At 68.1% G+C, this 13,419-nt stretch carries 10 protein-coding genes; 8 read left to right on the forward strand and 2 right to left on the reverse strand.

Annotated elements, in window-relative coordinates; genetic code table 11:
- The 8 genes from BN3906_RS07705 to BN3906_RS07740 form a co-directional block, all read left to right on the forward strand.
- Positions 1-1,629: ABC transporter ATP-binding protein (locus BN3906_RS07705; protein ID WP_066586778.1), on the forward strand; the 1,629-nt coding region annotated here is incomplete at its 5' end.
- 196 nt (positions 1,630-1,825) lie between these two features.
- Complete coding sequence (locus BN3906_RS07710; RefSeq protein WP_066586780.1) at positions 1,826-2,659, forward strand: phosphoadenylyl-sulfate reductase; 834 nt, start codon at positions 1,826-1,828, stop codon at positions 2,657-2,659.
- Positions 2,641-3,582: a sulfate adenylyltransferase subunit CysD gene (gene cysD / locus BN3906_RS07715; protein ID WP_174217121.1), complete on the forward strand. Its 942-nt coding sequence runs from the start codon at positions 2,641-2,643 to the stop codon at positions 3,580-3,582. Before BN3906_RS07710 ends, cysD begins: the two co-directional genes overlap by 19 nt.
- Positions 3,582-4,967 carry a sulfate adenylyltransferase subunit 1 gene (locus tag BN3906_RS07720; RefSeq protein ID WP_078057279.1) on the forward strand — a complete coding sequence of 462 codons (1,386 nt, stop codon included), beginning with the start codon at positions 3,582-3,584 and terminating at the stop codon, positions 4,965-4,967. The genes cysD and BN3906_RS07720 overlap by 1 nt, the downstream gene beginning before the upstream one ends.
- A gap of 78 nt (positions 4,968-5,045) precedes the next feature.
- Positions 5,046-5,810, forward strand: coding sequence for a sirohydrochlorin chelatase (locus BN3906_RS07725; protein WP_261796915.1), 765 nt, complete (start codon positions 5,046-5,048; stop codon positions 5,808-5,810).
- Positions 5,807-6,886, forward strand: a complete 1,080-nt coding sequence (locus BN3906_RS07730) for a sulfite exporter TauE/SafE family protein (RefSeq protein WP_066586784.1) — start codon at positions 5,807-5,809, stop codon at positions 6,884-6,886. The genes BN3906_RS07725 and BN3906_RS07730 overlap by 4 nt, the downstream gene beginning before the upstream one ends.
- Before the next feature lie 99 nt (positions 6,887-6,985).
- The gene (pta, locus tag BN3906_RS07735; protein WP_066586787.1) at positions 6,986-8,419 is read left to right on the forward strand and encodes a phosphate acetyltransferase; all 1,434 of its coding nucleotides are present in this window, start codon (positions 6,986-6,988) and stop codon (positions 8,417-8,419) included.
- 20 nt (positions 8,420-8,439) lie between these two features.
- Entirely contained in the window at positions 8,440-9,648 is a 1,209-nt protein-coding gene (locus tag BN3906_RS07740) for an acetate kinase (protein ID WP_066586790.1), read from the forward strand.
- A 36-nt stretch (positions 9,649-9,684) separates the two neighbouring features.
- Here the strand turns inward: BN3906_RS07740 and BN3906_RS07745 are convergent, their stop codons facing one another.
- Both BN3906_RS07745 and BN3906_RS07750 read right to left on the reverse strand, forming a co-directional pair.
- Positions 9,685-12,252 (reverse strand): serine/threonine protein kinase, encoded by a 2,568-nt coding sequence (locus BN3906_RS07745; RefSeq protein WP_066589506.1) that lies wholly within the window; start codon positions 12,250-12,252, stop codon positions 9,685-9,687.
- Positions 12,253-12,329: 77 nt separating this feature from the next.
- The coding region (locus BN3906_RS07750; RefSeq protein WP_390620334.1) for a glutamate ABC transporter substrate-binding protein at positions 12,330-13,419 on the reverse strand (1,090 nt) is incomplete at its 5' end.

The raw sequence follows: 13,419 nt of genomic DNA on the forward strand, positions 1-13,419 counted from the left end.
GTCACCGCCGCAGACACGGCCTCCGGCGCCGACGGTGACGCAGCCCTGTGGCGGACCGCCGGGCTGATGGTCGCCGCCGCGGTGGGCGCCGGTGTCGCTGACGGTGCCGGCTACTTCCTGCTCGCGAGGCTGTCGGAACGCATGATCGCCAATCTCCGTGAGGAGATGGTCGGCACCGCACTCGGACTGCCGATGCACCGGGTGGAGGACGCCGGTACCGGTGACGTCGTGAGCCGCTCGACAGACGACGTCGCACAGGTCTCCTCGGCGGTGATGGAGGTCATGCCGGTGCTCTCCGGTGCGGTGTTCGTCATTGCTGCGACCGGGGTGGGGCTGCTCAGCGTGGACTGGCGGTTCCTTCTGGTCCTGGTGCTGGTCTCGCCGGTGTACTGGTTCTCCGCCCGCTCCTACCTGCGCCGGGCCCCGCAGCTTTTCGCTGCGGAGCGGGCGTCGATGGGGCTGCGGGCACGCCGGGTCCTGGAGGCCATCCACGGACGCCGTACGGTCCGGGCGTTCCGCATGGAGCAGGAGATGCACGACCGGATCGGGGAGGCGTCCTGGTCGGTGGCGACGAATGCGGTGGCCGCCAACCGTGTCATGGTCACCCTGCTGAACAGGATGCTGGTCGCGGAGCTGGTGATGATCTCCTCGACGGTGCTGCTGGGCTTCTTCCTCGTGGGTCACGGCGTCCTCGGGGTGGGTGCGGTCACCGGCGCGGCGTTGATGGTGATCCGGGTCCGCGGACCGTTGCAGCAGGTCATGAGGGTTCTGGACGCCGCCCAGTCGGGGTATGCGTCACTGGCGAGGATCATCGGGGTCACCGTGGATCCGCCGCGGCCGGTTCCGGACGCGGGTGCGCCGGAGCCCCGGGGCGAGATCGTGATGGACGGGGTCGGATTCAGCTACGGGCCGACAGAGGGGGACGGGGCGGGTGACGGTTCCGTGGACTGGGCGGTCGAGGACGTGAGTTTCCGGGTCACCCCCGGCCGAACCGTGGCTCTGGTGGGATCCTCGGGCGCGGGGAAGACCACCGTGGCCACGCTGCTCGCAGGTCTGAGGGAGCCGACCACGGGGGCGGTGACCGTGGACGGGGTACCGGTGACGGAACTGTCCGATGCCGAGCGTGCGGCACGGCTGGCGCTGGTCTCCCAGGAGGTGCATGTCTTCTCGGGGACGTTGCGCGACGACCTGCTGCTCGCGGCACCTGGCGCGGGTGACGGGGAGCTCCGGGACGCCCTGTCCGCGGTGGGGGCACTTGAGTGGGTGGACCGGCTGCCCGACGGACTGGACACCGAGGTCGGCAGCCGTGGTGTGGTCCCTGACCCTGTCGTGTCACAGCAGCTGGCGTTGGCGAGGATCCTGTTGCGTGACCCGAGAGTCGTGGTGCTGGACGAGGCGACCGCGGAGGCGGGGTCCTCCGGGGCACGGGCGCTGGAGGACGCCGCCCGCCGGGTCACCGAGGGGCGGACGGCGTTGACGGTGGCACACCGCCTGGACCAGGCGCGGGAAGCTGACGAGATTCTGGTGATGGAGGACGGGCGGATCATCGAGCGCGGGACCCACGAGGACCTGGTGGCGTCCGGGGGCAGGTACGCCGAGCTGTGGTCGGTGTGGTCCCGGGGGCGGTGACAGACCCCTCTGTCCGGGAGTTTTTTACGCCCTGAACTGAATATACAAATCCAGCTTGTAGGGGTACGGAACTTCCCTGTTGCCCCAGGTGAACCGAGTGGTCTAGTGTGGGGCAGCATTAGACCACTCGGTCTGTTGACGACGGACCGCGGTGGACGACAGGAAACGCCGAGAAGAGCTTAGGGAAGAGCAGTCAATGACTAACGCGGGCGCAGCCGCCGGCATCACGGCGCTGACCGGTCTTGTGGGACCCGGGATCACCGGTGCAACCCCGGACAGGCCCCTGAAGGACCCGGAGGTCAGTCCCGCCGGCGCGCCGACGACAACCACCCACCTCAGTGCCGAGCAGAGCGCGGTACACCGGGCGCTGGTGGACGAATGGAACCCATGCCTGGAGGGAAAAACCGCCGAAGAGATCCTCGACTGGGTCAACACGTACGTCACCGGAACCGTCGCCGTGACCATGTCCATGCAGGACACGGTGCTGGCGGAACTGGTGCAGGACCGGGTGCACGACGCCGACCTGGTGTTCCTCGACACCGGCTACCACTTCGACGAGACCTACGAGGTGGCCCGGAAGGTCGATGAACGCTACCGCCTGCCGTTGAAGACCGTGGAACCCGTTCTCACGGTCGCTGAACAGGACCGTGAGTACGGGGCGAACCTCTACCGGTCGAACCCCACGGCCTGCTGCAGGATGCGCAAGGTGGAACCCCTCGCACGGATGCTCAACCCCTACGAGGCCTGGATCTCCGGGGTGAAGCGGGTCGACAGCGAGCTGCGGAAGAACACCCCTGTCCTCGACGTCGACCGCACCGGGCGTCTGAAGATCAACCCGATCGTCGCCTGGACAGACCAGGACGTCGAGGACTACATCGAGGAACACGACCTCATCATCAACCCGTTGACCAGGCAGGGCTACCCCTCCATCGGCTGTGCCACCTGCACTCTCCCCGTCGCCCCCGGCGAAGACCCCCGTTCCGGCCGCTGGGCCGGCTCCACCAAGACAGAATGCGGACTCCACCTGTGACCACTGCAACCACCGAAAAGAACCAGAAGAAGCTCAGCCCCCACCTCGCCAGCCTGGAGGCCGAGGCCATCGAGATCCTCCGGGAAGTCGCCGGCCAGTTCGACCGGCCGGGTCTCCTGTTCTCCTCCGGCAAAGACTCCGTCGTCGTCCTCGAACTCGCGAAGCGGGCATTCGCCCCGGCAGCGGTCCCCTTCGAGCTGATCCACGTCGACACCGGCCACAACTTCCCGGAGGTCATCGAGTTCCGGGACCGCGTCGCCGCCGACCCCCGGATCAGCCTGCATGTCGCGCTGGTGCAGGACTGGATCGACTCCGGAGCGGTCCAGGAACGCCCCGACGGGACCCGCAACCCGCTGCAGACCGTCCCGCTGGTCGAGACGATCCAGAACCGGGGCTATGACGCCGTGATCGGTGGCGCCCGGCGTGACGAGGAGAAGGCCCGGGCCAAGGAGCGCGTTTTCTCGGTGCGTGACTCCTTCGGAGGATGGAATCCCCGGCGTCAGCGTCCGGAACTGTGGGGGCTGTACAACGGCCGCCACCAGGCCGGCGAGAACATCCGGGTCTTCCCGATCTCGAACTGGACCGAGGCGGACATCTGGGAGTACATCCGCGACCGCGACGTGGAGATCCCGCAGATCTACTACGCCCACCGCCGCGAGGTCTTCAACCGCAACGGCATGTGGCTGACCGCCGGCGACTGGGGCGGCCCGAAGGAGGGGGAGACCGTGGAGACCAGGACGGTGCGCTACCGCACTGTCGGGGACATGTCCTGCACCGGAGCCGTGCTCTCCGAGGCTGCGACGGTCGACGAAGTCATCGAGGAGATCAGGTCCTCGACCACCACTGAGCGGGGTGCGACCCGCGCCGACGACAAACTCTCCGAGTCCTCCATGGAGGACCGCAAGAAGGAAGGCTACTTCTGATGACCGCCGCAACCACCGCCGCAACCAACGCAGCAACCGTGGCCACTGACGGTGCCGCCGACCGGGATTCCGGTGTGGGGACCGACCTGTCGGAGACCACCGCACTGCCGACCCTGCGGCTGTGCACCGCGGGTTCCGTCGACGACGGGAAGTCCACCTTCGTCGGCCGTCTGCTCCACGACACGAAGTCGATCCTGGCCGACCAGTTCGAGGCGGTGCGGCGGGTGTCCGCCGCGCGGGGCCTGGAGAACCCGGACCTGTCCCTGCTCGTCGACGGTCTGCGCGCCGAGCGTGAGCAGGGAATCACCATCGACGTCGCCTACCGCTACTTCGCCACGGACCGGCGTTCGTTCATTCTGGCGGACTGCCCCGGGCATGTGCAGTACACCCGAAACACCGTGACCGGGCTGTCGACCTCTGAACTGGTCATCGTGCTCATTGACGCGCGCAACGGCGTGATCGAACAGACCCGCCGGCATCTGACCGTCGCAGCGATGATGCGGACCTCCCATGTCGTCGTCGCAGTGAACAAGATCGATGCCGTGGACTTCTCCGAGGAGGTGTTCGGCAGGATCGCCGCCGACGTCAGGGAACTGGCGACGGAGCTGGGTCTGCCGAAGGTCGACATCGTCCCCACCTCGGCCCTGCTGGGTGACAATGTCGTCACCAGGTCGGAGAACACGCCCTGGTACAGCGGTCCCTCGGTCCTGGAGATCCTGGAGACCGCCCGGCCCGCCCGGGTCAACGCGGGCCGGGAGCGGGGACTCCGCTTCCCCGTGCAGGTGGTCATCCGTGACCACGCCTCCGACTACCGGGGCTACGCCGGACGACTGACCTCCGGGTCGGTCTCTGTCGGGGACACCGTCACTGTCGGCGGAGCCGGCGGACGCACCACCACCGTCGTCGGCATCGACGGTCCCGGTGGCGCGCAGGACCGGGCCGTCCGCGGGGAGTCGGTGACCCTCCGCCTGGCCGATGACATCGACATCGCCCGCGGTGACCTCATCGCCACCGGAATCGATGGGGACCCGCTCCCCGCCCCGGTGAGCACGTTCAGCGCACTGGTGTTCCATCTTGCGGAGTCGCCGGTGCGTGTGCGCGGCAATGTTCTTCTGCGGTACGGGACCTCCCTGGTCAGGGCGCGGGTCGACGAGATCGTCCGCAGGGTCGACATCCTCGGCGGGGAGTCCGCCGACCGTGGTGACGACCCGACCCTGCAGCTCAACGACATTGCCGAGGTCCGGGTCACCGTGGCGGAGCCGCTTCCGGTCGAGGAGTACCGGCGGGGTGGACGGGTCGGGTCCTTCCTCCTGGTCAGCCCCGGGGACGGGGACACCCTCACCGCCGGACTGGTCAGCGACACCGGGGACCGGTCGGGACAGTAACGGCGGCACAGGCGGCGACGGCCGCGCAGGTGGCACAGGCGGCGACGACAGCCGGACCGGGAATACAGGAGGAGAAAGGTGCCAGCAACTCTGGCGAAAGACGGCACGGACGCGGCCCCGGTGATCTGTCTGGCACACGGGTCCCGGCATCCGGAGGCGGATGCCGCGGTGGCCAGGATCGCTGATGCGGTGGGTGAGTCCACCGGGGTGCCGGCACGGGCCGCCTACCTCGACTTCTCACCGCTGACCTTCGGCGCTGTCGCCCGTGACCTCGCTGAGGCAGGGTACCGGCAGGTCACCGTGGTACCGATGTTGTTCACCCGGGCCTACCATCTCAACAATGATGTCCCGGAGGTTCTCGGGGAGGCCGCCAGGGAGACCGGGCTGGAGTTCCGGCTCGCCGACGGTCCCGGTACCGGTGACGATGTCGCCGCACTCCTGGCGTCCCGCATCCCCCGGGGCACCCGGCGTTACATCCTGTACTCCGTGGGCTCCTCGGTGGCGGGTGCCAACGAGACTGTCGCCGGTCTCGCCGTGAGGGCGGGCAACCTGGCAGGCCTGGAAGACGGAGATGTCGTGGCACTCACCGCCACCGGCCCCGGGAACACCGGCCCCGCGGCTCTCCTCGCGGCAGTGGAGCAGGCCGCCGGCTCCTCCGCCGCTCCCGTGCACGTGGCACCTCTGTTCACGTCCCCGGGGACCCTGTGGGACGCCGCGGTGGATGTCCTCCACGGACTGCCGCGGGACATCCCGGTCACCACCGGTGTCCCACTGGACACCGCCGTTGTACCGGTCGTCCTCGACAGGGTCAGGGCCGCCTGGGCCGGGAGGCCGCGGGAATGAAACTTCTCCTCTTCGCTGTGGCAGGTCTGCTGGCACAGCTGGTCGACGGCGCCCTGGGCATGGCCTTCGGGATCACCGCGACGACGGCGCTGATCCTGTCCGGAGCGGCACCGGCGCAGGCGAGCGCGGCTGTGCACTTCGCCGAGGTGGGTACGACCCTGTTCTCGGGACTGGCTCACTGGCGGCTGCGCAATGTCCACTGGCCTACCGTGCTGTGCCTCGGTGTCCCTGGGGCGGTGGGGGCGTTCGCCGGGGCGACCGTCCTGTCGGGGATGTCAGGCGAGGCCGCTGAACCCGTCGTCTCCTGCCTGCTGCTTCTCCTCGGAGCGTACGTACTTGTCCGCAGCATCGCCCTGCCCTGGAGGGAGACACCGGAGAGGGCGGAGAAGAGGGCACGCCGGCACAGCGGCGGGGACAGTGGGGAACTGGCCGGGAATGTGGCCGGGGAGCCGTCCGCAGAGCCGACCGCTGAGCGGCACCACCGGGACCGGCGACGCCTGGGACTGGTGGCACTCGGTCTGGGCGGCGGATTCCTCGACGCCACCGGTGGCGGCGGTTGGGGACCGGTGACCACCTCGACACTGCTGAGTGTGGGACGCCGGGAACCGCGGCTGATCATCGGAACGGTGAACACCGCCGAGTTCCTTGTCGCGGTGTCGGCGTCGCTGGGCTTCCTGTTCGGTCTGGAGCAGGTCCACGGCTCATGGCAGCCGGTGGTCGGTCTGCTCGTCGGCGGTGCGCTCGGTGCACCGGTCGCGGCCTGGGTGGTCACAGTCGTGAGACCTGACATTCTGGGTGGACTGGTCGGTGCGCTGCTCGTCGTCCTCAACGGGATCCGTGTCGTGGAGTCCGCGGGTGTTCCGGGGGCACTGCTCGTGGCGGCGCTGGCCGTTCCTCTCAGCGTGCTGGTCGCCGTGACCGCGGTCCGCGCGTTCCGCCGTCGTGGTCGCGAGGGTCGCGAGGGTCGTGGCGGTAGCGACGGCCACACCGGTGCCGGTGACGTCGCGGCAGACCGTCCCGGCGAGGTTGTGGATAACGCGGGTGCCCCCGCGAGCGGGGCTTTCACCACAGGTTAGAGCCTGTTTGCCCGTGCCCGAAAATGTGGCGTTGGTCACCGCTTGTGGTTCGGTGCACAATAGTAAGGTCCGTGTAGACCACACCACACAGGAGATTCCGTGACAGTTCGCGCCGTGCTCAGTCCGATCGCCACCGCAGCAGGCCGCCGAAGGGAGCTGCTCAGCACCCTGGGAGCCGTTGACGGTCCCGATGTCGGAACCGTCACCGACATCTTCGACACGCTCCGCCCCGCAGCACCGGATTTCAGTGCCGCCCTGGACGTCGCCCTCGACACCGACGGAGGAGTGCTCGTCGCCACCGGGGAGCCGATGTTCGACTCCCGCCTCGCTGCGGCGGTGGGTGCACCACAATTCCTCGTCGCCGCCGGCGAACAGGACCACCTCCAGCTCCAGCAGGTGTCCGGACAGCTCGTCCGGGTCGGTCGCATCCCCCGCGGCATCGCACTGATGGACGGCTCCCACGGTGGGTCCGCACTCGAGGCGGAGGGGGAGGCGATCGCCTTCACCGAGCTGGACAGGCTGGACAACGCCGACCCCTCCACACCGGTCGTCGGCCCGGAGGTCTTCGAACGCAACCTCATCATCCAGGCCCGCGCCGCGTCCGCGCACATCGTGTTGCCCGAGGGTGATGACGACCGTATCCTCACCGCCGCCCACCAGCTGCTCTCGAAGAAGGTCTGCGACCTCACCATCCTCGGCGACCCGTCCGGTATCGCCGCCCGCGGCCACGAGCTCGGACTCGACCTGTCGGGTGCCACGTTGACCGACCCGACGAAGGGGGACGACCTTGAACGGTTCGCCGCCGAGTTCGCCGAACTCCGGCGGGCCAAGGGAGTCACCCTCGACGAGGCACGGGAGACGATGAAGGACATCAGCTACTACGCGACGATGATGATCCATCTCGGACTGGCCGACGGCATGGTCTCCGGTGCCGCCCACACCACCGCGCACACCATCAGGCCCAGCTTCCAGATCATCAAGACTGTTCCCGAGGCGTCCATCGTCTCCTCGATCTTCCTCATGGTCATGGACGGCGTCCTCTGGGCCTTCGGCGACTGCGCCGTGAACCCGGACCCCACCCCGGCCCAGCTGGCGGAGATCGCCGTGGTCTCGGCGAAGACCGCCGCACAGTTCGGCATCGACCCCAGGGTCGCGATGCTCTCCTACTCCACCGGATCCTCCGGGTCAGGTGCGGACGTGGAGGCTGTCGCCGAAGCGGTCTCGCTGGCACATTCCGCGGCACCGGACCTCAGCATCGACGGCCCGCTCCAGTTCGACGCCGCGGTCGTCGAGTCCGTCGGACAGAAGAAACTCCCGGGTTCCACTGTCGCCGGCCACGCCAACGTCTTCGTCTTCCCGGACCTGAACAGCGGGAACATCACCTACAAGGCCGTGCAGCGCACCGCTGACGCCCTGGCGGTCGGCCCGATTCTCCAGGGACTCAACAAGCCCGTCAACGACCTGTCCCGCGGGGCCACGGTCGCGGACATCGTCAACACCGTCGCGATCACTGCCATCCAGGCCGGCAACTAACCGAAAGGTCACCCACAACCATGACGCAGCACATCCTGGTCCTGAACTCCGGCTCCTCCTCCATCAAGTTCCAGGTCCTCGACCTTGAGGCCGAGCACCCGGACGTCCCTTTCCTCTCCGGACTGGTCGAGCAGATCGGTGAGTCCCGCGGTCACATCCGGATCGTCACCGAGAACAACACCATCGAGGACCGGCGCCCGATCCTCAGCCACTCGGTCGGCCTGGAACGTGCCTTCGGCATGATGTCCCTGCTGGGGGTCGGCCCGCAGGACCTTGACGTCCACGCTGTCGGCCACCGCGTGGTGCAGGGCGGGTCCATCTTCAACGAACCGGTGATCATCGACGACCGGGTCGCCGAACAGATCGGCTCACTGATCCCCCTGGCCCCGCTGCACAACCCGGCCCACCTCGACGGGATCGAGAACGCCCGGGCACTGCTCCCGGACGTCCCCCATGTCGCGGTGTTCGACACCGCGTTCTTCCACTCGCTGCCGGACGCCGCATCCCGCTACGCTCTCAACCGTGACATCGCCGACCAGTACCATATCCGCAGGTACGGGGCGCACGGAACGAGCCACAAGTACGTCTCCGGTCTGGTGCCCGACATCATCGGCAAGGATCCGCGGGAGGTCAACCAGATCACCCTGCACCTCGGCAACGGTGCGTCGGCGGCGGCGATCAGGGGCGGCAAGGCGATCGACACGTCCATGGGGCTCACCCCGCTGGCGGGCCTGGTCATGGGTACCCGTACCGGCGACATCGACCCCTCCGTCATCTTCCACCTCGTCCGCGAGGCAAAAATGAGCATCGACGAGATAGACACCCTGTTCAACCGCCGTTCCGGTCTCAAGGGCCTCTGCGGCGTCAATGACTTCCGCCTGCTCCAGGAACTCATGAACGAAGGGGAGTCGGACGCCCAGGAAGCCTATGACATCTACGTCCACCGGGTCCGCCAGTACGTCGGTTCCTACATGCTGGAACTGGGACGCCTCGACGCCATCACCTTCACCGCCGGAGTCGGGGAGAACCATGTCGGCATCCGCAGGGACACCATGGCCAACCTGGAGAACTTCGGGATCATCATCGATGACGCCAGGAACAACAACGAAGCAGGGGTGAAGGGAGCCCGCCTCATCTCCACCGACGATTCCGAGGTGAAGGTGCTCGTCGTCCCGACGAACGAGGAGCTCGCCATCGCGCGTGCCGCGGCGGAGCTCGCTGACAGCTAGAACCGCCTGACGGCCCCGACAGGAGAGGGCACCGGGTCAGAACCAGGTCCGTGGGCGGATCCTGTTGGCCATGTCGACAAGCCGGAAACGGTGCCTGGCGAACGGTGACTGCCGGGCAAGCTCACGCAGTCCCCGCTCCAGGCCCGTCCGCAGCCCCCGTTCAGTGAAGTCGACGTCGAACAGCTGTCCCGGTCCGACCGTCACCGGCCGGCCCGAGGACTCCCGGTCACGCAACCAGTCCAGGGCGGCGGAGAGGACCGCGATCCGCAGCTGGGGGATCCGCGGCTCCGTCGTCGGGAGAAGCTCCAGCCGCCTGCCCGCCCGTCGGATACGGGACTCGTTGAGCGCCTTACGGTCGGTGATGAACATCAGCACCGTCGTCAGACGGGCGATCTCATGGTGCCGGGAGTTCGCCGGCACCCTGTCCAGTGTCGCGACCGCGGCGTCCACCATCCCCTCCGCCTGGAGTTGCCGGGCCATCCCGAACGCCGAGGACACCGTCGTCGGATTCGTCGACCAGACCAGACCGTACAGTCGGAGCGCGTGGAACCGGAGAGCCACCGGATCCAGGGTGAGATGGCTCCAGCTGGGCACCGAGGTCTCCTCGTCGAGGTTCAGTCCCTGCTGGTACGTCAGCGCCATCGCCGAGCGCCGGATGTCGGCGTCCAGCAGCCCCACGGTGTTGACCCCCTGGGCCTGCAGCAGCAGTTCATCGGTAGCTGCCAGTGCAAGTTTCGGGGCCGGTTCACCGGGAAGAATGTTCAGCACCGTATTGAAGTACCTCTGGGCGCTCACGAAATCACCGTTGAGCAGGGCACACACCCCCGACAGCCACTGGTGACGCCAGTCGCGGCGGGCGGTGGCGTCCATGTCCCTCAGGATGGTCTCCGCCTCCGCGGTCATCCCCAGGTCGAGCTGGGCGCGGACCAGGGTCAACGGGATCTCCCGGGAATTCTCGAAACCCGGCTGGTCCATCGCGGTGGACAGGGTGTCGATGATCTCGCCCGGCTCTGTCAGGCTCGCCGCCGACAACAGGGCGGCGCCGGGGTCCGCAGGATCCGTCAACGGGATGGGGAGAGCGGCCACGACCTCCGGGGCGGTGATCTCCACCGAGCGTTCGATTCCGTCCAGGAGCTGGTCGGTGCGGAACAGCAGGTGGTTCGTGCCGAACGTGGACCTCTGGGCGGTGAACCGGGTGGCGGTGTGCGGGTACTGTCTCCCGTCCCTGATGGCCAGCACTTCCCTGAGCACACCGACAAGCTGGTCGCGCAGACTGCGGACCGAAGAGAACCTCACGTCCGGGTCCGGGTCTGTCGCCCGCAGCAGGAGCCGGTACAGCGACAGGTAACGCCGGAACAGCGGCTCATCGTCGGGGGAGGGCAGACCTGGATCGTAGACGCCGTCGGTGACCGGGAGGTTCACCACCAGGCTCGCGAGGGTCCTGCCGACCGTGTAGATGTCGCTGGCGACCGTGGGGCCGGTGCGCGCGATCTCCGGGGCCTGGAAACCCTTCGTGCCGAAAATATGTCCGTACGCCCCGATACCGGTCACCGCGCCGAGGTCGATGAGCTTGACCTGGTCCTCGGTGATGATGATGTTGTCCGGCTTCAGGTCGTTGTAGACGACGCCCCGGGAGTGCAGGTACTCCAGTGCGGGGAGGACGGACAGGATGTACCCGATCGCGACGTCCACGTCGAGGGTGTTTCCCTTCTGCAGACGCCGACGGTCGCGCAGGGAGGGCCCACCGACGTACTCCATGACGATGAAACCGCCGGGACTGCGCGGATCGTCGATGAAGTTGAAGATCTTCACGATTCCCGGGTGGGTGATGTCGGCGAGGAAGGCCCGCTCCGATTCCGCGACAGCCCGTTCCTGGCGGGTCACCGTCGCCATCATGCCCTTGAGGACCACCCACCTGTCGGAGACGTTGTGGTCCAGCGCCAGGTAGATCCATCCCATCCCGCCGTGGGCGATGGGACCGATCACCTCGTACTGCCCGGCGACGATGTCACCGGCGGACAGGGTCGGTGCTTCGGTGCCCTTCGCGATCTCCTCCGCCGGGTCGATCACCGCCCTGGCAGGGTCGGTCGGCGGTATGAACGGCAGGCGGACCATGCCTCCGGCGACATCTGCCCCGGCCCGGGAGGTGCCACGGCGTCGACGGAAGGTGGAGAGGGCCTCCAGCCGGCTGCGCTCCCCGGCGTCGCGGGTCGTTGTCGCGTCGGTGCCCGCTCCCGTCGGGGTCTGGTCGTCACTGTCCTCGGCAAAAGGATCGAAAGGTGTCGCAGACGTTCCCGCGTCACCGTCTGAGGTAGTCGGGCCGGGGGTCCGTGCGGTTGCACCGTCGGTCGCTCTCTCGGCGGTCCTGTCGGCGGACACGGTGACGCTGTCGGTGCTGCTGTCGGTGCCGCCGTTGCCGCCGCTCCCGCTGTCATTTCCGGTGCCCGTGCCCGCGGTTCCACCTCCCGCCATAAGGTCGGCGATGTCGATCTCGGGTTCGTCGTCATCGTCGGCGAAAGGATCGAAGACGACCGCTTCAGTACCCGGCCCAGTCACAGGCCCGGTGTGCCCGTCCGACGGACCTGCCCCGGAGCCCTGCGTCATCCCGGAGTCGTCCCGGCCGTCGTCTCCGGAGCCCCCGTTCGCCCGGTCATCCCCGTTCGCCCGGTTCTTCCTGTCCTTCACTGTCGGTTCCCCTCGCTCTGCGGTACGTCGGCGGTGGTGGCAGGTGCGCCGGACCCGCCGGGCTCATCTGACGGAGGCGTCCTGCGTGCGGCGAGCCGGATGTCCCTCAGTTCCTCCGACTCCTCCGCACTCCGGTACTCCGCCTCCGGCTGCACCGCGGCACCCATGAACGGTGCGAGCCACCTGTTGTAGCTGCGGGTCCAGGAACCGTCACCCCGCATACGTTCCAGTGTCGCATTGACCTGGCGGACCAGCCCTTCGGTGTCCCGCACCGTCGACGGGGCGACAGCCACCCCGTAGACGTCGGAGGAGCCGTCGGTCGCGATGAGCTCGGTGTTGGGGTCCTGGGCACGCAGCCCCGACAGCACCGGGGAATCGGAGAAGATGGCGTCCACCTGTCCGTGCTGCATGGCCATGAGACAGTCCGTCCAGGTCTGCGTGACGAGCAGGCGACCGTGGGGTATGTCCTGGGACACGGACTGGGCGTTGGTGGTGTTCTCCGCGGTGCACACCGTCCGGTCGGAGAGATCCGCCTCCGAGGTGATCCCGGAGTCCCTGCCGACGAGCAGCCGGGGGGAGACCGTGAGATACGGTTCCGAGAACTCGAGGGTGGCCTGCCTGGTCCGGGTCACCGTCATCGACCGTATGACGATGTCCACGTCACCGTCGTACAGGGCGTCCTCCCGGTCAGCGCCCTCGACGTAGCGGAAATCCACTCTCCCGGGGTCACCGAAGATGTCCCGGGCGATCTCGTGGGCGATGTCCACCTCGAAACCGGCCATGTCCCCGGTGACCGGGTCGCGGAACCCGAGGCGGTTCATCGACTGCGACACGCCGACGATCAGCCGTCCCCTCTCGATGATCTGCGGCACTCTCACCGACGCCGGTTCATCGTCGGGGGCCAGGGAACCGAAGGGGACACCACCGTCGTCCTGGACGGGGCCGGTGTCGCCGCTGACGTACGTCGAACCGGCGGGCAGCGCGAGGGGCGGCTCCGGGGCGTCCGGCCAGCGCTGGACCCCCGTCTCTTCTATCTGACTAGATGTGCATAAGTGTGAGGGGCCGGTCGCGCGCCGCGGGTTACCG

It is taken from the genome of Corynebacterium provencense, from assembly GCA_900049755.1.
GTDB classification, from domain to species: domain Bacteria; phylum Actinomycetota; class Actinomycetes; order Mycobacteriales; family Mycobacteriaceae; genus Corynebacterium; species Corynebacterium neomassiliense.